This window comes from Luteimonas sp. YGD11-2 (assembly GCF_004118975.1).
Taxonomy (GTDB): Bacteria; Pseudomonadota; Gammaproteobacteria; order Xanthomonadales; family Xanthomonadaceae; genus Luteimonas; species Luteimonas muca.
This window is the reverse complement of record NZ_CP035376.1, coordinates 1,405,098-1,425,976: the sequence shown is the minus strand read 5'-3', so window position 1 is coordinate 1,425,976 and position 20,879 is coordinate 1,405,098. Positions and strand designations below refer to the sequence as shown.

At 68.9% G+C, this 20,879-nt stretch carries 21 protein-coding genes; 2 read left to right on the top strand and 19 right to left on the bottom strand.

The window, feature by feature from the left end; genetic code table 11:
• Positions 1-140: 140 nt before the first annotated feature.
• The 7 genes from ERL55_RS06430 to ERL55_RS06400 form a co-directional block, all read right to left on the bottom strand.
• A complete protein-coding gene (locus ERL55_RS06430) occupies positions 141-1,094 on the bottom strand; it encodes a glutaminase (RefSeq protein ID WP_129135696.1) in 954 nt (317 codons plus the stop codon).
• A gap of 149 nt (positions 1,095-1,243) precedes the next feature.
• Positions 1,244-1,462 carry a hypothetical protein gene (locus ERL55_RS06425; RefSeq protein WP_129135695.1) on the bottom strand — a complete coding sequence of 73 codons (219 nt, stop codon included), beginning with the start codon at positions 1,460-1,462 and terminating at the stop codon, positions 1,244-1,246.
• Position 1,463: 1 nt separating this feature from the next.
• Positions 1,464-3,107 carry an L-lactate permease gene (locus ERL55_RS06420; protein ID WP_129135694.1) on the bottom strand — a complete coding sequence of 548 codons (1,644 nt, stop codon included), beginning with the start codon at positions 3,105-3,107 and terminating at the stop codon, positions 1,464-1,466.
• A complete protein-coding gene (gene ggt, locus ERL55_RS06415) occupies positions 3,101-4,696 on the bottom strand; it encodes a gamma-glutamyltransferase (RefSeq protein WP_206733380.1) in 1,596 nt (531 codons plus the stop codon). The genes ERL55_RS06420 and ggt overlap by 7 nt, the downstream gene beginning before the upstream one ends.
• 87 nt (positions 4,697-4,783) lie before the next feature.
• Positions 4,784-5,005 carry a hypothetical protein gene (locus ERL55_RS06410; protein WP_129135692.1) on the bottom strand — a complete coding sequence of 74 codons (222 nt, stop codon included), beginning with the start codon at positions 5,003-5,005 and terminating at the stop codon, positions 4,784-4,786.
• Positions 5,002-6,651, bottom strand: a complete 1,650-nt coding sequence (locus tag ERL55_RS06405) for an L-lactate permease (RefSeq protein ID WP_129135691.1) — start codon at positions 6,649-6,651, stop codon at positions 5,002-5,004. Before ERL55_RS06405 ends, ERL55_RS06410 begins: the two co-directional genes overlap by 4 nt.
• A gap of 156 nt (positions 6,652-6,807) precedes the next feature.
• Entirely contained in the window at positions 6,808-7,776 is a 969-nt protein-coding gene (locus ERL55_RS06400; protein ID WP_241685858.1) for a DUF4344 domain-containing metallopeptidase, read from the bottom strand.
• A gap of 156 nt (positions 7,777-7,932) precedes the next feature.
• Here ERL55_RS06400 and ERL55_RS06395 point away from each other — a divergent pair, with 156 nt between their 5' ends.
• Complete coding sequence (locus ERL55_RS06395; protein WP_164972130.1) at positions 7,933-8,940, top strand: SDR family oxidoreductase; 1,008 nt, start codon at positions 7,933-7,935, stop codon at positions 8,938-8,940.
• A gap of 87 nt (positions 8,941-9,027) precedes the next feature.
• Here ERL55_RS06395 and ERL55_RS06390 read toward each other — a convergent pair whose 3' ends face one another.
• The 6 genes from ERL55_RS06390 to ERL55_RS15240 all read right to left on the bottom strand — a co-directional run bounded on the left by ERL55_RS06390 (position 9,028) and on the right by ERL55_RS15240 (position 15,312).
• Positions 9,028-9,903, bottom strand: a complete 876-nt coding sequence (locus ERL55_RS06390) for an ABC transporter substrate-binding protein (RefSeq protein WP_129135689.1) — start codon at positions 9,901-9,903, stop codon at positions 9,028-9,030.
• 126 nt (positions 9,904-10,029) lie between these two features.
• Positions 10,030-12,060, bottom strand: a complete 2,031-nt coding sequence (locus tag ERL55_RS06385) for a hypothetical protein (RefSeq protein WP_129135688.1) — start codon at positions 12,058-12,060, stop codon at positions 10,030-10,032.
• Positions 12,061-12,072: 12 nt separating this feature from the next.
• A complete protein-coding gene (locus ERL55_RS06380) occupies positions 12,073-12,873 on the bottom strand; it encodes a CbbQ/NirQ/NorQ/GpvN family protein (RefSeq protein WP_129135687.1) in 801 nt (266 codons plus the stop codon).
• 3 nt (positions 12,874-12,876) lie between these two features.
• Complete coding sequence (locus ERL55_RS06375; RefSeq protein ID WP_129135686.1) at positions 12,877-14,262, bottom strand: cbb3-type cytochrome c oxidase subunit I; 1,386 nt, start codon at positions 14,260-14,262, stop codon at positions 12,877-12,879.
• Positions 14,263-14,332: 70 nt separating this feature from the next.
• Positions 14,333-15,175: a c-type cytochrome gene (locus ERL55_RS06370; protein WP_129135685.1), complete on the bottom strand. Its 843-nt coding sequence runs from the start codon at positions 15,173-15,175 to the stop codon at positions 14,333-14,335.
• A gap of 11 nt (positions 15,176-15,186) precedes the next feature.
• A complete protein-coding gene (locus tag ERL55_RS15240; protein WP_256386139.1) occupies positions 15,187-15,312 on the bottom strand; it encodes a hypothetical protein in 126 nt (41 codons plus the stop codon).
• A gap of 179 nt (positions 15,313-15,491) precedes the next feature.
• On the opposite strand from ERL55_RS15240, the gene azu reads away from it, so the two are divergent.
• Positions 15,492-16,151, top strand: coding sequence for an azurin (gene azu, locus ERL55_RS06365; protein WP_232140113.1), 660 nt, complete (start codon positions 15,492-15,494; stop codon positions 16,149-16,151).
• A 99-nt stretch (positions 16,152-16,250) separates the two neighbouring features.
• Here azu and ERL55_RS06360 read toward each other — a convergent pair whose 3' ends face one another.
• The 6 genes from ERL55_RS06360 to ERL55_RS06335 all read right to left on the bottom strand — a co-directional run bounded on the left by ERL55_RS06360 (position 16,251) and on the right by ERL55_RS06335 (position 20,866).
• A complete protein-coding gene (locus ERL55_RS06360) occupies positions 16,251-16,979 on the bottom strand; it encodes a VWA domain-containing protein (RefSeq protein ID WP_206733379.1) in 729 nt (242 codons plus the stop codon).
• A 233-nt stretch (positions 16,980-17,212) separates the two neighbouring features.
• On the bottom strand, positions 17,213-17,950 hold the full coding sequence (locus ERL55_RS06355; protein ID WP_129135683.1) for an ABC transporter permease: 738 nt from the start codon (positions 17,948-17,950) through the stop codon (positions 17,213-17,215).
• Positions 17,947-18,864, bottom strand: coding sequence for an ATP-binding cassette domain-containing protein (locus ERL55_RS06350; RefSeq protein ID WP_129135682.1), 918 nt, complete (start codon positions 18,862-18,864; stop codon positions 17,947-17,949). The genes ERL55_RS06355 and ERL55_RS06350 overlap by 4 nt, the downstream gene beginning before the upstream one ends.
• A gap of 233 nt (positions 18,865-19,097) precedes the next feature.
• On the bottom strand, positions 19,098-19,640 hold the full coding sequence (locus tag ERL55_RS06345) for a periplasmic heavy metal sensor (RefSeq protein WP_129135681.1): 543 nt from the start codon (positions 19,638-19,640) through the stop codon (positions 19,098-19,100).
• 48 nt (positions 19,641-19,688) lie between these two features.
• Entirely contained in the window at positions 19,689-20,429 is a 741-nt protein-coding gene (locus ERL55_RS15035) for a hypothetical protein (protein ID WP_206733378.1), read from the bottom strand.
• A 161-nt stretch (positions 20,430-20,590) separates the two neighbouring features.
• A complete protein-coding gene (locus ERL55_RS06335; RefSeq protein ID WP_256386146.1) occupies positions 20,591-20,866 on the bottom strand; it encodes a DUF1801 domain-containing protein in 276 nt (91 codons plus the stop codon).
• Between the last annotated feature and the right edge of the window lie 13 nt (positions 20,867-20,879).

Sequence of the window (20,879 nt, the reverse complement as noted above, 5' to 3'; positions counted from 1 at the left end):
GCCAGTTCTCTATCGGCCCGGCCCCCCGATGCTTTACGCCTCCCCCCTCCGCGCGATCCACGCATGGATCAGACCGGCCTGGAAGCGGCAACGCGCCCGGCAATGGCGCCAGTCGCAGATGCGGGCAGCACCGGCAGCGCTCAGAACACCGACAAGCCCGTCATCCGCGTGAAACGGTGCAACGCATAGCGGCCGAGCAGCGAGTTGCCCTTGTCGTCCAGCGCCGGCGACCACACGCACAGGCCCATCACGTGCGGCACCACCGCGACGATGCCGCCGCCGACCCCGCTCTTGGCCGGCAGCCCCACGTAGTAGGCGAAATCCCCGGCTGCATCGTAGGTGCCCGCCGTCATCATCACCGAGTTGATGCGGGTGGCCCCTTCGCTGGTGGTCACCTGCGCACCCGACGGTCCGCAACGGCCACCATCGGCCAGGTACTGCACGCTGCGCGCAAGGTCCACGCAGTCCATCCGCAGCGAGCACTGCAGGTAATAGAAATCCAGCACGTCCTGCACGTCGTTGTGCAGGTTGTCGTAGCTGCGGATGAAGTTGGCGAGCGCCACGTTGCGGTAGCCGCTCTCGCGCTCGGACTTCGCCACCACCTCGTCGGTGCCCACGTCGGGGTTGCCCGAGCGTGCACGCATGAAGTCCAGCAGCGTGGCTTCGGCGTCGTCGTAGCTCGACAGCACCACGTCGGCGGTCACCAGGGCGCCGGCATTCATGAAGGGATTCCGGGGGATGCCCTTCTCGTGCTCGAGCTGAATCAGCGAATTGAACGAGTCGCCGGAAGGCTCGCGGTCCACGCGCTCCCACAGCCGGCCGCCGATGGCCTCCAGTGCAAGCGTCAGCGTGTAGACCTTCGACACGCTCTGGATCGAGAACCGCTCGCGCGCGTGCCCCACCTCATGCACCGTGCCGTCCAGCAGCGCCAGCGCCATGCCGAAGCGGTCCTTGGGCACGTCGGCAAGCGAGGGAATGTAATCGGCCACCCTGCCTTCGCCGAAGCGCTTGCGGACCTCGTCATTGATGGTGCCGAGGATATCGTCGAGGTCCACGCGGCTGAGGTCGTAGGGATTGTGCGGTGGTCTGCGCATGCGGCGTCCGAGGCGTACAGGGACGAGCAGCCTATCCGGTGCACCCGCGGAGATTCCAGAACGTTTTTGGCCGGCTCCTTCATGACGCCAGCATAGGCCGCCCAGGGCGTAGAGCTCAGCGGCCGTCCTGCCCCGCGGCATCATCGCGGTCAGATGTCGTCCGTACGGTCCGGACGCAGACGCTGGCGCAGGCCAAGTTGCGCCGCGATGGGCAGGGCGAGGCCGATCGAGAACAGCACCGCGCCCCAGAAGGCGTGGACATCCAGCTTTCCAGACTGGGACGCACCCGACCAGATCAACCCCGCGCCGATAATCACCAGCACCAGCGCGATGCCCTGCTCCCACACCGGGTCCTTCCACCACGCCATGTCAGCCTCCCACCGGATGGAGCATCGTGCCCGCCAGCGCGACCAGGGCCAGCAGCGCCAGGGTCACCGCCACGAACGGAAACATGCGCTTGAGCGCATCGGCCACCTGCCCGTGCGCACCCACCACGCCGAGCCCCATCAGCACCGCCGGCAGCGCCAGCGACGAGCCGATCGCCGCGCCGGCGGTCTGCGCTGCCAGCACGAACGCGGGCTCGACGCCCAGTGCCTGCGCGGCCTGTTCCTGCAAAGGCCCGAACAGGATATTGGCCGACAGGTTGCTGCCCATCAGGAAGCCGCCCAGTGCACCCACCAGCGGTGACAGCAGCACGTACACCGGCGGCGTCGCCACCTCGCCCAGGCCGGCGGCCAGTTGCAGGGTCATGCCCGCGCCTTCCATCACCAGTGCCAGCGGCACGAACGCCGCCAGCGCCATCACCGTGGGGATCGAGGTGCGCAGCGCGTCCACGGTGATGTCGTCGATGCGCCGGCCCGGGATGTAGCCGCGGATACGGAAATACGCAAAGGCCAGCACGCTGGTGAGCAGCAGCACCGTGCCCGGATGCACCAGCGGCGAGAACGCCCGGTAGGCCGGGGTGGGCGCCGTTTCGACGTCGTAGCCGGTGGCATAGCCGGGAAACGGCAGCCCGAAACGCAGCGACGCCAGCGGGTCACGGATCGCCGGAACCAGTTCCACCACCATCATCAGCACGGTGAGCAGCAGGTACGGGCCGAATGCCAGCCAGAGCGGCATCGGCGGGTGTCGCGATGGCGTGGGGTGCGCCGTCGCCTCGTGCCGCGCCTGCCCGCCGTCTTCGGCCAGCAGGCCGGAATCGATCCTGGTGGGGCTACGGTAGCGCAGCCGTGCGAACACCAGGATCGCCAGCAGCGCCGCGGCACTCGGTACCAGCGCCGACAGGTTGGGGGCCACGTAGGCGATCGCCAGCTGCCCGCCCGCCATCAGCAGCCCGCACACCACCAGCACCGGCCAGCTTTCGGCAATCGCCCGCCAGCGCCCGAACAGCCACGCAATGGCCACGCCGCCAAGCACCGCGGCCAGCCCCAGCATGATGCCGGTCACCAGCACCAGCAGCGCCGGATCGGCGGTGTCGGCCACCCGCACCAGCGCCTCCCAGGCGATGCCCAGGGTGCCGAAGGTCTTGCCCCAGGCATGGCCGATGATCGGCAGCACCACCGCCCAGACCGGCCGCACGCCGATGGCGAGCAGCAACGGCGCCGCCACCGCGATCGGCGCACTGAAGCCGGTGATGCCCTGCAGGAACGAGGGAAATACCCACGCGAACGCCAGCACGTGCAGCAGGCGGTTCGGCGTGATCACCTCGATCCCGCTGCGGATCGCGCGGAAGGCGCCGGCCTCGTCGCAGATCTCGTAGAGCAGCAGCGCCGGCAGGATCACGTAGGCGATGAACAACGCGTCCCAGACGCCCTTGACCGACTGCAACGCAATGATCGCCGGCGCCGCCTCGAATACCCAAAGCGCCAGCGCCGCTGCGAGAAACCAGCCCACCGCGGCCGCACTGGGCGCCTTCCACCGACGCCAGATCAACAGCACCAGCACCAGGCCCAGCGGGGCGATCGCCGCCAGCCACAGCGGCAGGGTCAGTGGCAGCCCGGACGGGCTCACCATCCCAGAGCCGCGCCGTCTCCACGGGGGTCGGCGCCGCCTTCGAGGAACCCGGTGTCGCGATGGATGCGGATCGCCTGCGCATGCCCCATGGTGCCGCTCCAGCCGGCGACCACCTGCACCGGCTGCCCGCGCAGGGTGAGTTCGCGGATCGCCTGCTCGGGAATGCGCGCCTCCAGCGACAGCGCACTGGTCGCGGTGCCCCAGGTGCGGCCCATCAGCCAGCGTGGCGCCTCGATGGCCTGCTGCACGTCATAACCGAAATCGATCAGCCGGGTCAGCATGGCGGCCTGGGTCTGCGGCTGGCCTTCGCCGCCCATGGTGCCGAAGGCAAGCACCGGCGCGCCGTCGTCGAGCAGCATCGCCGGCACCAGGGTATGGAAGGTCTGCTTGCCCGGTGCAAGGCAGTTGGGATGCGCGGCATCGAGCGAGAAGAACGAGCCGCGGTTCTGCAGGATCACGCCGGTATCGCCGCCGGTCACGCATGAGCCGAAGTCGTGGTAGATCGACTGGATCAGCGAAACCACCAGCCCGTCGTCGTCCACGGCGCAGAAATAGCAGGTGTCGCCACCGGGCGCCTCGCGTTGCGCATGGCCGCCGAAGCGGACGCCGGGCTCGACCTTGCCCAGCGCGCGCCGGGGGTCGATCAGCCGGCGGCGCTCGTCGGCGTATTCCTTCGACAGCAGGCGTTCGAGCGGGATGTCCACGTGCGCGGGGTCGGTCAGCCATTCGTCGCGGTCGGCGAAGGCCACCTTCACCACTTCCGCCATGTGGTGGTAATAGTCCGCGGTGCCCTCGCCCCATGCGGCCACGTCGAAGCCTTCCAGCAGGTTGAGGATCTGCAGCGCGGCGAAGCCCTGGGTATTGGGCGGCATCTGCACCACGTCGTAGCCGCGGTAGCTGGAGCGGATCGGGTCCACCCAGCGCGCGTGGTACGCGGCGAAGTCGCCGGCCTCCAGCGGCGAACCCGCCTCGCGCAGGCCGGCGCAGATCCGCGCGGGCAGCTCGCCCTCGTAAAGCGCGCGTGCGCCGCCCTGCGCGATGGTCTCGAGCGTGCGCGCCAACGCCTGCTGCACCAGCCTGGCGCCCTCGCGCTGGGGATCGCCCTCGGGCAGGAAGATGCTGGCGGTCCGCGGGTAGTCGCGCAGCAGCGCCGCATCGGTCACCAGCCAGTCCGCCAGCGAGCGGCTGACCGGCATGCCCTCGCGCGCGTAGTGGATCGCCGCAGTGAACAGGTCCGCCCATGGCAGCCGGCCATGGCGCTCATGTGCCAGCCGCCAGCCGTCGACCGCGCCGGGCACGGTCAGCGCGGCCATCGCGCCGCGCATCGGGATCGCGTCGGTGCAGCCACGCTCGCGGTAGAACTCCGGTGTCGCCGCGCGCGCGGCCGGGCCGCTGGCATGCAGCGCCGCGACGCCGTCGCTTCCGCCACCGCCGATCAGCCAGAAGCCGTCGCCGCCGAGCCCGGCCATGTGCGGATACACCACGCACAGCACCGCATTGGCGGCGATCGCCGCGTCCACCGCGCTGCCGCCGCGTTGCAGCGCCTCCAGCCCGGCCGAGCTGGCCAGCACATGCGGCGTACTCACCATGCCGCGCGAAGCGTAGGTAGGGGGGCGGCCTGTCCGGGGCCCGTCGGGATGGCTCATCGTGATCCTCCTATTTGCAGGAACGCGTTTTCAGGAAACGCGCTCGTCCTCGCACAGGCCCACCGCGGTCGGGGGGTCGGCGCGCAGGCGACCAATGAAGCGCCGCAGCGGCGGCAGCAGGCCCCCGGCGGCAAGCGCCAGCAGGCCCGCCCACCACAGCGCGGGGTTGTCGTTCCAGGTGCCAAGGCTGATCAGCGGAAACGCCACCAGCAGCAGCACCAGCGAAAGCGTCAGCGCGGCGAGATTGCTCATGACTGCCCCCCCATGGCCAGGCCACCGGTCGCCAGCACCAGCAGTACGGTTGCCGCGCCGGTGACCAGCAGCGCGACGATCGTCCACGGAATCACCTTGCGCAGGATCTCGCCTTCCCTGCCGGCGATGCCCGCGGTACTGGCACCCAGCACCACGTTGGCCGGTGCGATCGCGTTGCCGATCGAACCACCCGCACTCTGCGCGGCGATGATGGCCGCCTCCGGCAGGCCCTTCAGGCGTGCGACCGTGTGCTGCAGGTCGGAGAACAGGACGTTCGACGAGGTGCTGCTCGACGTCATGAACGCGCCCAGTGCGCCGATGCTGGCCGACAGGGCGGCGAACACGTACGCCGGGGCCACTTCGGCGATGCCGAGCGCCAGCATCTCGTTCTGTCCGGAGTGATCCATCAGCCGCGCCATCACCAGGAACGCGATCACCGGTACCGACGCCGGCACCGCGTCCTTGAAGGTGGCCCTGAGCACCGTTGGTCCTTCGCCCGAAGCCCACGTGCGGTAGTAGCCGCGGGCGGAGAACACCAGCCAGGTCACGATCGAGGTCAGCAGCAGGAAGGTGCCCGGATGGGTCAGCGGCGCGAATGGCGAGTACGGCTCGACCGCTGCGTTGTCGATGCCGAAGCCGGTGGTGACCGCCGGGAACGGCATGCCGATGGTGAAGGCTCCCAGTGCGTCCTTCAGCGGGTCGATGGCCAGCGTACCCACCGCCACCGCACTGAGCACGATGTAGGGCACGAACGACATCGCCAGGCCCATCGGCGCTTCGCGCGCGATGTCCTCCTTCTGGCTGTCGTCGCGCATCGCCGGGCGTTCGGTGATGCCTTCGGCCGGCTCGGCATAGCGCTTCCAGCGCGACAGTGGATACAGCGCCAGCACCGACGCGGCCGCCGCGAGGAAGGTACACAGCACCGGATCCCACAGGGCAAACAACGCCTGCCCGCCGCCCTGGATGGCCGCGATCACCAGCACCAGCGGCCAGCCATGGCGCAGCGCCTGCCAGCGCCCGTACATCCACACCACCATGAAGCCGCCGAGCACGCACGGGATGATCAGCAGCAGGCCGGACTGGAACGCCGTGGCCACCGGATCGGCGAGATCCACCACCTGCAGGGTCGCGAACCAGCTCACGCCGAGCGTGCCGAAAAACTTGGCCCAAAGGTGTCCGATCAGCGGGATCACCACGGCATACACCGGCCTCACGCCGAACGCGACCAGCAGCGGCGCCACCACCGCGATCGGCGTGCCGAAGCCCGCGATGCCCTGCAGGAAGGAGGAGAACACCCAGCCGAGCGCCACCACCAGGAACAACTCGTTGCGGCTGAAGCGGGTGATGCCCTGGCGCAGGGCCTCGTAACCACCGGCCTGGTCGGTCACCCGGTACAACAGCAGCGCCGGCCACACCACGTAGAGGATGAACACCGCGTCCCACACGCCCTTGGCGCCGGCGACGGCCACGGTTTCCCAGGGCGTGGCGAATGCGAACAATGCCACCGCCGCAGCGACGAACATTCCCATCGGCCCGGCCTGCGGCGCGGTCCAGCGCAGCTGCACCATGAGCACCAGCAGCACCACGATCGGCAGCAAAGCCAGAAGCCAGCGGAACAGGTCGACGGTCAGTCCAGAGCCTTCCATTGCACCTTCCAGTAGAAGTGGCGGCCGTTGCAGGCCAGGTCGGCGACGCAGTCTGGACCGACGCGCGGGAAGGGGACGTCAAATCCGGACGCCGCTGCCGTGGCGACACGCCACCTGGCGGGGCCGTTCCCGCGCATGCATGACGGACGGCTGCCGTCAGTCGCCCTCGCCCAACCAGCGCTCCGCCTCTTCCCCGTACACCTCGTAGCCCGGCGCCAGGTGCGGCAGCAGCAGGCGCACCCATGCGCGGCTCGCCATGCGCGTCTCGCGCGGGCAGCTGGCGGCACGTGCCGCGGTGAGGTCGCCGGCGTCCACCATGCCGGCGAACTCCTCCGGGTCGGTGCCGTAGATCAGGCACTGCAGGTTGAAGTAGCGCTGCTCGCCCAGCGCATGCTCGGCGGCGTAGGCGAACAGGTTGTAGGCACCGGTACTGCGCGACAGCAGCCAGTTGGCGGCCATCTGCAGGTTGGCGATCACCTGCGCCGGGGTTTCATCCAGGCCCGCGAACCGCAGCATCAGGATCGCCGCCAGCTGGTCCACCGCATCCTCCTGGCGCCCGGTAACCGGGAGGTCCAGCAGGTGCACCAGTGCGTGCCCGGTCTCGTGCAGCACGATGAAACGCACGTTGGCCAGCACATAGCGCTGCGGATAACCGGCATCCAGCCCGAGGTCGTGCTGCTGCTCCTGGCCACGCTCGTACAGGGTGCGCAGGGTCTCGTAACACAGCACCACCTCGGCCTCGGCCGGGAGGTAGAACGCGCCGAATTCGCCGCACTCGGCGGTGACGTAGCGCAGCCGCCGCGGCAGCGCGAACATGCCGTCGATCGCCTGCAGTTCGGGCAGGCGACGCCACATGTCGGCATCGCGCACGCGCTCTTGGATCTGCTGCAGCGCAGGGCTGCGCGGTGGCATGTACGCGTACTCGAATGCCGGCGCCGCGGGTGCGCCCTGCCCTGCGACGGGCTGGCGTGCGCGCACCACCGTGCGCGGCATGGGGTGGAGCATGCGCTGGTGCACGGTACCGCGCGGCGACATCCCGGCCCCCGGGCCGGACACACCGGCGCAACCGGCTGCGATCGCGGCCACTGCCAGCATCAGCATCAGCGCACGGGCTCTCGATGACATCGGGTTTCGCCGTATCACGCGCGACCCGCGGTCGCCTGGAGCGCACATGGTCGCGGCAGCCGCCGGATGCGACAAGGACCGCGCCTGTTTTTCACGTTGCGATGCGGGCGCGGCGGCCAGAATGGACTGTCCTACCGACAGTCCGGGAGGACGACAATGCACAGGCATCGTTACAGAAAGCTCGACGAACAGACGCTGGTGATCACCGGCGCCACCTCGGGCATCGGCCTCGCCACCGCGCGACGCGCAATGAAATCCGGGGCCCGCCTCGTGCTGGCTGCCCGCAACGAGGAGATGCTGCGACAGGTCTGCGACGAAGCGACGGCATGCGGCACCAGGGCCGTCAGTGTCGTGGCCGACGTCGGCGAGGAAGCCGATGTCGAGCGGATCGTCGACACCGCGGTACGCGAGTTCGGCGGCTTCGATACCTGGATCAACAACGCCGGCGTGGTGGTGTTCTCGGAACTCAAGGATCTTCCCACCGAGGATCACCAGCGCCTGTTCCAGACCAATTACTGGGGCGTGGTGTACGGCTCGCATGCGGCCGTGCGCCATTTCCGCCAACGCCCGGATGGCGGCACGCTCATCAACGTGGCATCGATCAACGCGGAGATGCCGGTGCCGATCCTGGGCGCCTATTCGGCGAGCAAGGCCGCCGTCAAGGCGTTCTCCGACGTACTGCGGATGGAACTCGCCAACGAGGGCGCGCCGGTACGGCTCACGGTGATCAAACCGTCCGGCATCGCCACGCCCATCTCCGAGCACGGCCGTACCCATATGGGCGAACGCGGCAAGGTCATGCCTCCGCTCTACGACCCGGAACTGGTGGCGGCGACCATCCTCAACGCCGCGCAGCGCTACGTGCGCGCCGTGACCATCGGCGAAACCGGCAAGGCATCCACCCTGGCCTGGAATACGGTGCCGTCGATCATGAGCCGCGTGGTCGGTTGGGCGCTCCCCAAGGCACAGTCCACCGGCAACCCCCCCATGCCCACCGACAACCTGCATTCGGCCGGCGAGGATGGCCGGGTCTATCTCGACGATGACCACAAGGGCATCCGCACCAGCCTCACCACCAGGGCACGGCTCTACCCGGGCGTCACGCTCGGCCTCGGGATCGCGGCCGCCGCCGGCGTGCTGGCCCTGGCGCGGGCGAAACGCTGATCACCGCAGGGCGATCCGGAGGGAGCCGCGTGGTGTCGACTTTGGACCCGCCGCAGCCATACCGCCTGCGCCTGGCCGCCCGGTGGATCAGCGATACAGCGCCGCGTAGCCCTCGCGATCCACCTGGCTCAGGCCGAGGCGGTCGAACTGCTCCCACATGCCGTGCCAGCGCGCGGCGTCGCGCTGCACCGGAGCGACCAGGCGCGGGCAGGTGTCGGCGATGATCGCGTCCATCAGCGCCGTGGCTTCGGTGCCGCTGTAGCGGTACCAGATCGCGGCGGCCTGCGCCGGATCGTCGCGGCACAGCTGTGCGCCCTGCCCGATCAGCCCGGCCACCGTCGCCACCACGTCCGCATGCTCGGCGAGGAAGCGTTCGGACGTGAACAGCTCCAACGCCGAGAAGTTGTGCATGCCGACGTCGTGGGTGGCGATGAAGTGCGCGTCCATCCCCGCCAGCCGCGCTTCCACGCCCTCGAAGTTGGCAAAGCACAGCCACGCGCCGTCGTAACCAGCCCGCAGGTTGTCGAGATGGGCGAAGCCCGCCTCCTCGATCCGCACCTGCCCGGCATCGAACGCGACGCCCTGGCGCTGGCACCAGCGCGACAGGATCTCGACCGCGATCGCATCGGTCACCCCACCGGCCACCGGTGATGCCAGCCGCACCGTGCCGCCTTCGAGCAGCCGCTGGCCGGCAGAACGCTGCAGCAGGATGCCGCCGTCGGTCTCGAAGAAGCAGCCCAGCGCCTTCAGCCCCGGGCGATGCGCATCGATCATGTGCAGCGGCTCGTTGCAGGCGAAGGCGATATCGCCGCTGACCGTCGCCGCCAGCCCGTCGTAGTGGTCGTCGGGCACCAGCAGTTCGAGCTCCAGCCCGGCATCGCGGTACCAGCCGAGTTCGATGCCGGCAATCATCGGCAGGTGATCGGGATTGAGGAACCACTCGAGCGACAACTGCAGCTTCATGGACACCACTCGCTGGAAAGGCGCCACAGGGTAATCGACCGCCTGCGGATCGGGGCCATCCGGCGCCAGCCCGGAGCAGGCACGTCCAGCACCTGTCGCACCTGGATCACCCTCGATCCCGTGCTGCTAGCGCGCCAGCAACCGCCGGGTCCAGTCCAGCAGCACCAGCGGCAGGCGTTCCGGGGTCGACAGCAGCGCGTAATGCCCGGGGCCGAACACCTTGGGCAGGTAACCGGGCGCCTGCAGGTCGACGGTGAGGCAGAACGGAAAGATGCCCTGCAGGCGCGCTTCGGTCACCGACTGGCGCATGTCCTCGACGCCGAACAGGCCGTCGTAGCGGTCGGCGTCGTTGGGCTTGCCGTCGGACAGCATCAGCAGCAGGCGGTGTTCGGCGGGCTGGCGCATCAGCAGCGCGGTGGCATGGCGGATCGCGGCGCCGGCGCGGGTGTAGTTCTCCGGTTCCAGGCCGGCGATGCGCAGGGCGACCTCCTGCCCATACGCCTCGTCGAAGCCCTTGAGCAGGCGCATGGTCACGCCGTGCGGGCCCTCTCCGGAAAACGCCATCACCGAGAACGGTTCGCCCAGTCCCTGCAGCGCCATGCACACCAGCAGCAGTGCTTCGCGCTCGACGTCGATCACGCGGCGGGCGCTGCCGATGAAGCCGTCGGTGGAACCGCTGGCGTCCACCAGCAAGGTCACCGCGATGCTGCGGCGGCCCGGGCGGCGCGTCTCGTACAGGCCCTCGCGCAGGAAGCCACCGGCCAGCATGTCGGCGCGACCCTCCACGCAGGCATCGATGTCGATGTCCTCGCCGTCGCTCTGCCTGCGCAGGCGCACGCGTTCGGGGCGCAGCGCTTCGAACTGTCGGCGGATGCCGTCGAGGTGCGAACGGTGCCGCGCCAGCGTGGCGTCGATCCACGCCGGGTTGCCGTGCACCGGCGGCAGCATGCGCACGGTGGTGCCGTGTTCGATGTATGACGCGTCGGCGTGGTCCCACTCGGGGTAACGGAAGGAGGTGCCGGCCTCGTCCTGCGCGTCGAACTCCAGCTGCGCGCGGCTGGCGGGCGGGTCGTCGGACAGCAGCACTTCGCGCGGCGGGTCGGGCGCGGCCACCATACGCGTGGACGCGAGCTCGGACAGCATGTCGCCGTATTCGTCGGCGCTGGTCTCGTCGTCGCGGTCCACCGGGCGCTGCAGGCCGAAGGGGTCCTCGGCAACTTCGTGCGGGGCGTCCTGCTGGATCATCCACACGCCGGGCTCGCCGGGCCTGTCCTCGTCCTCGTTCGCGTCGCGCTCGTCGGGCCGGCGCTCCATGCGGGCGCTGCGCACCTTGCCTTCGTTGTCATCGGCGGTGGTTGCAGCCGTGCCGTCCACGAGCCGCGCGGTGCCGCCGCCTGCACGCAGTTCGCCTGTCCACCAGTCGCGATACAGCGGCATCGGGCCGAGCCGGCGCACATCGTCGGCATCGATCGCCCACTCCGCCAGCAGCTGCCTTGCACGTGCGAGCGAATCGCCAACGCTGCCGGCGGACGTGGTGGCCACGTCGGCCCCGATGTCGCGCTCCAGGATCGCGCGCAGCAGGCGTTCCAGCGGCTGTCGCGCCGGCGCGAAGCCCTCCAGCGACGGCCGCGCTGCAAGCGCCAGCCGCCGCAGGCGGTACAGGTCCGGCAGCAGCCCGGGAAAGCCCTGTGCGATCTCGAACTCCGCGGCCCGTGCCTCCAGCACCAGCGCGGTATCGCGCAGCAGCGGATCCGGTTCGCCGAGCAGCGCCTGCGCGGTACCGCGCATCGCCCGGCGCGCCTGCTGCAACGCCATGGCGCGGTAGAGCGCCGAGGCTTCCGCCGTGTCGCAGGTGCCCAGATGCGCCGGCAGCCACAGGGTGTCACCGCTGGTCGCGGGCACCGCCTGGCGGTGTCGCGGATAGGCGCGCGGATGGAACACCCGGTGCAGCAGGGTCGGCCGCGCCGGCGGCAGCGCCGAACGCATGGGCAGGCTGATGCCGCAGGCCGCGGAGATCAGCAGGTCGAGACGGCGCGCCAGCGAGGCGAGCGCGACCGGTGCATCGGGCTCGGTTGCGTAGTGGCGTCGCCAGGTATCACGGATGAAAACGGTCGCGTGCCGCGCGGCATCGACGACCAGGTCTTCGGCTTCGGCCACCCCGGCATCCGCCTATGGAAACATCGCGTCGACGAGTTCGCGCATCGCACCGAGCAGGGTCGGATCGTCGCTCAGCGGCGCGATCACCGCGGCGTTGCAGGCATCACGCACGCCGATGCCGCTGGCCACCAGCCGTCCCGCGGCAATCAGCAGTCGCGTGCTCGGCACTTCCGCCAGCCCGCGGTCGCGCAGCGAGCGCAGCCGCCCCGCCAGTTCCACCAGTGCAACCGCCGTGCCCCGTTCCACCCCGCTTTCGCGCGCGACGATCGCGGCTTCGGCCGCCGGCTCGGGAAAGCCCAGTTCGATGGCGACGAAGCGCTGGCGCGTGCTCGGCTTCAGGTCCTTGAGCATGCGCTGGTAGCCGGGGTTGTAGGAGATCACCAGCTGGAAACCCGGCGCGGCCTCGAGGGTCTCACCGGTGCGGTCGATCGGCAGGATGCGGCGGTAGTCGGTGAGCGGATGCAGCACCACGATGGTGTCTTGGCGCGCCTCCACCACCTCGTCGAGATAGCAGATCGCGCCTTCGCGCACGGCCCGGGTGAGCGGGCCGTCCTGCCAGACGGTGTCGTCATGACGGATCAGGAAGCGGCCGATGAGGTCGCTGGCGGTCAGGTCGTCATGGCAGGACACGGTGATCAGCGGCCGACCCAGCCGCCAGGCCATGTGTTCGACGAAGCGTGTCTTGCCGCAGCCGGTCGGCCCCTTGAGCATCACCGCCAGCCCGCCGGCATGGCACTGCTCGACGATCCCCACCTCGTTGCCGGTGGGCAGGTAGTACGGCCCCGCGTCCGCAGGGCCCGTGCGTGCATCCACCGGTCAGCGCCCCGCCTGTGCGCGCAGGTCCGCCTCGACCGCATCGTCGGCGAGCACCGCGTCGTCGGTCACCACGAACTGCGGCCGGTAGCGGAAGAAGTCGTAGATGAACATCGCCACGCCGGTGGCGAACACCGTCGCGGTGAGGATCAGCATCAGGAAGTGCACCTGGATCTTGAGCTGCGCATCCAGGTAGCCCATGCCCATGATGCGCTCCAGGTACACCTGGGCGATGCCGGCGGTGCCGAACGACAGGGTCATCCCGAACATGCCCGACACCTGCAGCCAGAACGCCCAGTAGCCCAGCGGCGAATAGCGGTTCTGCGGGCGGTTGGTGAGCCCTGGCAGCGCGTAGGTGATCATCGCCATGATGATCATCGCGTAGGCCCCGTAGAACGCCGAGTGCGCGTGCATCGCGGTGATCAGCGTGCCGTGCGTCCACTTGTTCACGCTCGGCCAGGTATGGGCCAGGCCCAGCAGGCCGGCGCCGAACAGCGCGAAGATCGCGCTGCCGATGGTCCAGTGCAGCGCCAGCATATTGGGATGCCTGACGCCGCCGCGGCGCATCGCGGCATAGGCGTAGATCGCCATCGCGGCGAGCGCCAGCGGTTCGAGAGCGCTGAAGAAACCGCCGATCGGCAGCCAGTACTGCGGCACGCCCACCCAGTAGTAGTGGTGCGCGGTGCCGAGGATGCCGGCGAAGAACACCAGGCCGACGATCACGTACAGCCACTTCTCCATCACCTCGCGGTCCACGCCCGACAGGCGGATCAGCAGGTAGGCGAGGAAGCCGGCCATGATCATCATCCACACGCCTTCCACCCACAGGTGGATCGTCCACCAGCGGTAGAAGATCGAGACGGTGTAGTTCTCGTAGTGCAGCAGCGCCGGGATGTAGAGCACCGCCGACAGCGCCAGTCCCAGCAGCAGCACGCCCTCGGTCGTGGTCAGCCGCCCCGACCTCTTGATCGTCATGCCGATGTTGTAGAGGAAGATCAGCATGCAGATCACGATGACGATCTTGTGCGGCAGCGGCTGCTCCAGCAGCTTGTTGCCGGTGCCGTAGCGGAACAGGTAGCCGATCACCGCGGTCACGCCCATCAGCGTCCACAGGATCAGCTGGATGTAGGCCAGCTTCGTACTGTGCAGCTCGGTGCGCGACTCCTCCGGCACCAGCCAGTAGGTGGCACCCATGAAGCCGGTCAGCACCCACACGATCAGCAGGTTGGTGTGGATGGTCTTGGTGACGTCGAACGGCAGGATGTAGAGCAGCGGGTCGGGGCCGAGATACTTGGTGGCCGACAGCAGCCCGAACACGATCTGCAGCCCGAACAGCACCATGGCCACCGCGAAGTACCACCAGGCCACCGATTGCGACTTGTAACGCATGGACGATCTCCCCGTTCGGCGCAGCGCGCCGGCGTGCTTTGGCTGAGCGTGCTTTCTGCTGAGCGTTGTCTTACTTGAGCGTTCCGAGGAAGGCCACGAGCTGCTCGACCTGCTCGTCGGTCAGGCTTTCCGTATAGGTGGTAGGCATGAACGACACGCCCTCAGCCGAGAACATCGCACCCGGCACCAGGTGCGCGCTGGGTGCCACGATCGATTCGCGGATGTAGCCCTCCACGTCGGTGGCGGTGCCGGTGTATTCCGGCGAGGCCAGCGTGAGTGCCGCGCGTTCCGCCATGCCCGCCATCGACGGGCCGGCCAGGGTCACGCCGGGCTGCAGCGAGTGGCAGGCGGTGCATACCGGCTGGACCGTGCGGAACAGGTGCTCGCCGAGTGCACGCGGGTCGTTGCCCGCCGCTACCGGTCGCACGTCCTGCGAGGTGGCTGCACCCTGTCCGGCGCCCTGCGCGGCCACGTTCATGGTGCCGCCGGCCACCAGGATCGGCCGCGGCGGCCAGCCCTGGTTGTCGACCTTGGATACCCAGTCGAGGAACTTGATGAGGTTGGCGATCTCCTCCTCGCTCAGGTTCTGCGTCGGCATCAGGCGCCGATGGCGCTGCTCGTCGTAGAACTGCGAGGGGTCGCGCATATAGGCCGTCAGATAGGCCTCGCCGCGGTGCTGCGCGATCTTGGTCAGGTCTGGCGCGTAATAGGCGCCTTCGCCGAACAGCGTGTGGCAGTTGATGCAGTTGTACTTGTGCCAGACATCCTTGCCGTGGGTGATCTCGGGCGTGATGTCGGCGGCGTTGGTCAGCTCGTCGAACCGCGTGTGGCTGTGCAGCGTAAGGCCGATGAACGCCAGCGCGGCAATGCCGGTGGCGACGATGGCGAAGATGCGCGATTGCCGTTTGTTCATGGGATGGGTCCTCAGACAGCGATCGCGGGCCAGTAGGAAATCGCCGTGTAACCGGCGTAGATCACCGCCACCGCCATCAGCAGCAACACCACGATCCCGAGCCAGCGCACGGGTGAAATCAGCTTGCTCGCCTTCATTCGACTGCTCCCCGGATGGGTCGAGAGGATTCGCGAGTGGCCGACTCTGACATTCAGCGGGCTTTCATGCAACGCCGGATGTCTTTTTCCTCGGCCGGGACCAGACTTTTCCGGCCGTCTTCACCCGATGCTATCGGCCGCTCGCCATCATGGGCGCGTCATTGACGAAGGAGAACGCGATGCATCTCAAGCTGACCACCCTCAGCCTCACCTGCGCGTTGGCGCTTGCCGCCTGCGGCGGCGACAACAACGGCCAGCAGGACAGGACCGCTGCGACCACGCCCGCCCCCGCCACCGCACCCGCAACGGATACCGGCACCGACGCCAACACCGGCCTCGAGCGCGGCGACGGCATGGGCACCGGCACGGGCATGAGCACCAGTCAGGACCCGGCCGCAACCGCCGGCGCCGACACCGCATCGCCGGCCAGCAACAAGCCGGAGGCCACCGTCTCCAACTGCGCCACCACCATCCAGGGTGACGACGCCATGCAGTTCAGCGTCGGCTCGATCACCGTGCCGTCCTCGTGCAGCGAGTTCACCATCAACCTCGAGCACACCGGCCAGCTGCCGGTGGCCGCGATGGGCCACAACGTCGTGATCTCGCAGGCCTCCGACCGCCAGGGCATCGCCACCGACGGTATGGCCGCGGGCCTCGACGGCGGCTATGTGCCGGAAGGCGACGACCGCGTGATCGCCGCAACCGAACTGATCGGCGGCGGCCAGACCACCTCGGTCACCTTCCCGGTCAGCGCCCTGCAGGGCGGCGGCCCGTACGAGTTCTTCTGCAGCTTCCCCGGCCACTGGGCGGTGATGCGCGGCTCGATCCAGGTCGGCTGAGCACTGCAATCGAAGGGCGGCCCGGCATCACGCCGGGCCGCCCTTTTCGCTGTCGATCAGCTGTCGCCGGTGCACCGCACCTGGACACGCGCTCGACCCTCAGAACGGCAGCCAGTTGCCTGCGTTGGTCTGGTCGATGTATTCGCCGCCGTTCTCCTGCGCCAGACGCTGGAGGAACGCGATGTCCTTGTCATCGCCGAAGCCGATGGTGTAGATCGCCACGCGGCGGTTGCTGTTGAGCGCCGCAACCCTCGACAGGATGGCGGCATTGCCCGCATCGGTGGGCTGCCCGTCGGTCAGCAGAAAGATGGCGGTGGCTTCGGGATACAGGAATCCGCGCTCGAGTGCCCCCAGCATCGGGGTGCCGCCGCTGGCGGCGACCTGGTTGATGCGCACCATGTCGATGTTCTGCTGGGCGGGTGCTGCTGGAACCATCTGGTCATGCCAGGTGTCGACCTGGCCGCCGAACGTCACCACGGCATAGCGGCTCGGGGGCTCCAACCCGCGCACGGCTGGAATGAGCGCGCGCTTGGCCGCCCCCATCTTGCTGCCCTCGCTGCGGATCTGGTTGCCGAGGAAGTTGCCGACCACGCCGCCCATCTTCCGCTGCACGGTGTCGGCCGAGCGGTTCAGCACCTGGGCCTGGACGGCCGCGCTCGCGACGCCTTCGTCCTTGCCCTCCATGCTGCCGGAGCGGTCGAGCAGGAACACGACGTTCTGGTTGGCCGTCCTGACGCCGTAATAGTTGTCGGATTTCTGCACGGCGTAGCAGCCGGACAGGAGCGTGGTGACGACGGCTGCAATCACGACACGGAACGCATGTTTCATTCTGAAGTCACTCCATGGACACGTTGGAAAGTGGTTCGCGTGGGGCTCCACACGCGTGCACAACAGCGCTGACGACGCGCCGAAAGCCGCCATCGCCATGCAGACCCGCGTGTTCCCCGGGGTGGATTGTGCCCCGTGACCGGCGTGGCGGCCATCCTCGCGGACAAGCGCGGTGTATGCGCCTGCGCTATCGAGCACGGCAGTGCGCAAACCCGCCGTCCACTGGCAAGTGGTTACACGATCTCCTGTCGCCGCAGCAGCTGCAGGCTCGCCACCAACAGCACTACGCCCAGCACCGGGGCGATCAGCACTGCGAGGACCTGTGTCTCCACGGCCGTCGCGTTAGTGGATACCAGCGGATAGGCCCAGGGCAGCCATGGCCAGTGCTGCGAGTTGCCCACCTGCAGCCCGATGAAGGTCGCGATCACCGCCACCGACAATGGCAGCACGATCGAGCGGTGATGCCAGGCGAGGCCGTGCTGGATCACCAGCACAGGCAGCGCCGCGACCGGCGCGGCCCACAGCAGTCGCGACGAGTGCAGGTCGAACGCGCCGGCGAGTTCATAGCCGAACAGCCCCAATGCCGCCACGCCGACCGCGGTAGCGGCGAGCAGCACGAAGTGCGCGCACAGCATCAACCCGGCGGCAGCCAGCGTCTTTGCGAGGTAGAGCTCCTCGATGCGGACCGGCAGGCTGAGCATCAACCGCCACGTGTGGTTGCGGTGCTCGCTGCCATTGATGAGGCTGGTGGCCAAGGCGATGTACAGCGGCAACATGAAGGCTGTCCACATCGCCGAGACCGCCACCCACAGCTGCGACATGCGCGCGCCTGTCATGTCCTCGACCGGCGTCTGGTGCAGCGTCACCACGAAGACCAGCGCCACCACCGCCAGCGGACAGGCCAGTGTCATCCCCAGCACCAGCGAGCGGCGCATCTTCAGCATTTCCACGACCAGCAGCTGCCCGATCATCGCGCGTCACCGTCGCCGAACGCGGTGCGCAGAAACCATTGCTCGAGGCTGGGCTTGCGGTGCACCGACTCGAACAGCGTCACGCCGGCATCCACGAGCAGCTGATGCAGCCGCCCGGCCGCTTCGCGCGTGACAAGCGCAATGGTGACGCGCCCCGCCCCATCCACCTCGGCGGCATGACCGCTGGCCTGCAGCAGGCTGGCGGCCCGGTCGGGCGCATCGACGTCGAGCGACAGCACGCTCGGCAGCGCCTGCATCAGTTCACGCACCGAGGCCTGCAGCCGGGTCGATCCATCGCGCAGCACCGCGAAATGCGTGGCGGTCTTCTCCACCTCGTCGAGCAGGTGGCTTGCGAAGAAGATCGTGCAGTCCGCGCGTTCCGGCAGCGCGCAGAGCAGCTGGCGGACGTCCTGCATGCCGTCGGGGTCGAGCCCGTTGGTGGGTTCGTCGAGCAGCAGCAGCCGCGGCCTGCCGACCAGCGCGAAGGCGAGTGCCAGCCGCTGCTTCATGCCGAGCGAGTAATGCTCGATGCGGCGCCGCCGGTCGCAACGCAGCCCCACCAGTTCGAGCACGCGCGAGGCTTCGGTACCGGGCAACCGCTTGAGGCGCGTGGCGATCGACAGGAACTCGGGCGCGGTGAGGTTCGGATAAAGGCTCGGGGCCTCGATCAGGCAGCCCATCCCGGCAAGCGCCTGCCGCCGCTCGCGCCGGATGTCGCGGCCCAGCACCTGCACGCTGCCCGCGTCGGCGGCAGCGAGCCCGGCGATCACACGTATGGTCGTCGACTTGCCATGGCCGTTGTTGCCGAGGAACGCGAATACGCTGCGCTCGGGCACCTGCAGATCGAGCTGACGTAACACGGCGTGCCCGCCAAAGGATTTGTCGACCGCACGCAGCTCGATCGCAACACTCATCGCAGGGCATCCATGACCGGGAGAAGAAACCGCAGGTTACAACCGCGGTCGCCGTACTGGCAGGTGGCCGGGTGTCGCTGACACATCGCCCGGGAATCCAGGCGCGTTCCACGCATGACGGCACGTCACGCCGCGTCCCGGATGCGACCTTCCGCCTTGTCCGGCTTACCAAGCTGCAGGCCCAACGCCACGGCACCAGGCAACAAGGCGATCACCGTACCCGGCGCGCTCGCTCAATGCCCATGGCCGTGCCCATGCGCGCCATGCCCATCGCCGCCGTAGCCACGCAGCTGCACGTAGCGCTCCACCTGTTCCGGTGTCAGCACCTCGCGCTGTTCGATATGGGCGTTGAGATGCACGCCGCGCAGCTGCGCCTGCAGCTGGCCGATGGCTTCCAGTGCGGCCGCCACGTTGTCCGTATCCGCAGCGCCGGACTGGAAGAGCACGTCGAGTTCCGACTCCGCCGCCACGAGCTGTGCGCCCAGCGCCCTGGCGCGTGCTTCCACACGGGCACGGATCGCGCGGGTGGATTCAAGCTGCGCATCGGTGAGCGCCAGCGGCTGTGCCAGCTCGAGCACGTGCATCGGACCCGGATAGCGGTTGAGTTCGGCGGCCTTCGCATAGCCCAGGCCGCGCCCGGCCAGCAGGCCGGCGACCTGCTCCGCGTCGAGCGCCTTGATCGGCCGTGTCTGCTGGCCGGCATAGGAATGTTGCGGCTCCGCTGCGGTGGAGGCAGCGGACGCCAGGAGGAGGAACAGCAGGGTCGTGGTTTTCATCGCGCCATCGTAATGGCGTCCGACGTGCAGGTGATGCGCGCGTCCGCCTCAGGGCCCGCACTGCCACCAGCCGGTCCAGCTGCGCTGCGCGCCGTCGGCGCGGTGGTAGGTGAGTGTTGCGGGCTGCGCGGGCGACTCAGCGCCACCGCTCGCCGCGCCGGTGACCTCGATATCGACCGTCTTGCCGGCACCGGAGAAACGCGCGCCGCGCAACATGCCATCGAAGCCGCCGGGCGCCGCCACCGGCTCCACGTAGTCGCCGACTTTCACCACGCCACGCGCAGGCTCCTTCGAAGCGACGTTGCCCATCGCCAGCAGCAGAGGTGGCTTCCCTGCCTCGACAGAGAAGCTGCAGCCGAGTTCGCCCGCAAGCGCGGCGGCCTCGATCTCCTGCCTGGACAGCGGCCCAAGCTCGATGGCCGAGCCATCTCCGCCACGGGTGGCATCGCCGTCGGTTGCAAGCGGCGCCAACCGGTGCCCGGCGTCGCTGCAGACCGTCAACCGGTCATCGCCCTCGGCTGCACCGACCGCCTGCACGCGCATGCCAACCGCCAGCGCTTCCACGTCGACGGGCATGGCCTGGCAGAGGTTCCAGCGCGCCGGCAGCTGCACCGCCATGCGGCCGCGGCCATCGACATCGACCTCCACCACCGCATGGCCGTCATACATCCACGGCCGGGTGTCGATGGAGGCGACGCGGCCTTCGACGGCGACGTCGCCAACGGGTGCGGGCGACGTTTCGTGAGGCGCGGCGCAGGAGGTGGCGGCCAGCGCGATGGCCATGGACATCGACAGGGGCAGGACAGCGTGGTGTACGCGGATGCGCATCGGCGGCTCGACGTGGGAGATGGACGCCGAGCTTATGCGGCGGGCGTCGACGCGGCGGCAATGCCGCTGCCAGGCGCTGCAGTGGCGCCCAACAGCGGCGGCACGTCGAAGCAGCCACCACCTCAAAGCTGCGCAATCCACTGGCGCAGGATCCGCATCACCGCGGCCTCATGGGTCGCAAGCGCCTCGGCCGACGCCAGCATCAGCACGCAGCGGTCGCTGGCCTGCCACCTGAGCAGGCCGGCCGGGTCATCGATCGCGAACGCGCGGGTGTCGCTCCTGGCCTTCGCGCCGGTGTGCAGCACCAGCTGGATGCCCCTGGGCGGGTGCAGGCGGAAGGTGGCGAAGTGGTCGCCGACGCGGAAGCTGGGCGCGTTCCACTTCACCTTTTCAGTGATGCGCGGATCCAGC

What these genes read in the sequence shown, in the direction of transcription:
- ERL55_RS06370 (WP_129135685.1), bottom strand. Translation starts at nt 15,175, where the DNA reads ATGAACAAACGGCAATCGCGCATCTTCGCCATCGTCGCCACCGGCATT.
- ERL55_RS06400 (WP_241685858.1), bottom strand. Translation starts at nt 7,776, where the DNA reads ATGTCATCGAGAGCCCGTGCGCTGATGCTGATGCTGGCAGTGGCCGCG.
- ERL55_RS06345 (WP_129135681.1), bottom strand. Translation starts at nt 19,640, where the DNA reads ATGAAAACCACGACCCTGCTGTTCCTCCTCCTGGCGTCCGCTGCCTCC.
- ERL55_RS06390 (WP_129135689.1), bottom strand. Translation starts at nt 9,903, where the DNA reads ATGAAGCTGCAGTTGTCGCTCGAGTGGTTCCTCAATCCCGATCACCTG.
- ERL55_RS06355 (WP_129135683.1), bottom strand. Translation starts at nt 17,950, where the DNA reads ATGATCGGGCAGCTGCTGGTCGTGGAAATGCTGAAGATGCGCCGCTCG.
- ERL55_RS15035 (WP_206733378.1), bottom strand. Translation starts at nt 20,429, where the DNA reads ATGTCCATGGCCATCGCGCTGGCCGCCACCTCCTGCGCCGCGCCTCAC.
- ERL55_RS06395 (WP_164972130.1), top strand. Translation starts at nt 7,933, where the DNA reads ATGCACAGGCATCGTTACAGAAAGCTCGACGAACAGACGCTGGTGATC.
- ERL55_RS06405 (WP_129135691.1), bottom strand. Translation starts at nt 6,651, where the DNA reads ATGGAAGGCTCTGGACTGACCGTCGACCTGTTCCGCTGGCTTCTGGCT.
- ERL55_RS06430 (WP_129135696.1), bottom strand. Translation starts at nt 1,094, where the DNA reads ATGCGCAGACCACCGCACAATCCCTACGACCTCAGCCGCGTGGACCTC.
- ERL55_RS06425 (WP_129135695.1), bottom strand. Translation starts at nt 1,462, where the DNA reads ATGGCGTGGTGGAAGGACCCGGTGTGGGAGCAGGGCATCGCGCTGGTG.
- ggt (WP_206733380.1), bottom strand. Translation starts at nt 4,696, where the DNA reads ATGGTGAGTACGCCGCATGTGCTGGCCAGCTCGGCCGGGCTGGAGGCG.
- ERL55_RS06410 (WP_129135692.1), bottom strand. Translation starts at nt 5,005, where the DNA reads ATGAGCAATCTCGCCGCGCTGACGCTTTCGCTGGTGCTGCTGCTGGTG.
- ERL55_RS15240 (WP_256386139.1), bottom strand. Translation starts at nt 15,312, where the DNA reads ATGAAGGCGAGCAAGCTGATTTCACCCGTGCGCTGGCTCGGGATCGTG.
- ERL55_RS06420 (WP_129135694.1), bottom strand. Translation starts at nt 3,107, where the DNA reads ATGGTGAGCCCGTCCGGGCTGCCACTGACCCTGCCGCTGTGGCTGGCG.
- ERL55_RS06375 (WP_129135686.1), bottom strand. Translation starts at nt 14,262, where the DNA reads ATGCGTTACAAGTCGCAATCGGTGGCCTGGTGGTACTTCGCGGTGGCC.
- azu (WP_232140113.1), top strand. Translation starts at nt 15,492, where the DNA reads ATGCATCTCAAGCTGACCACCCTCAGCCTCACCTGCGCGTTGGCGCTT.
- ERL55_RS06350 (WP_129135682.1), bottom strand. Translation starts at nt 18,864, where the DNA reads ATGAGTGTTGCGATCGAGCTGCGTGCGGTCGACAAATCCTTTGGCGGG.
- ERL55_RS06360 (WP_206733379.1), bottom strand. Translation starts at nt 16,979, where the DNA reads ATGAAACATGCGTTCCGTGTCGTGATTGCAGCCGTCGTCACCACGCTC.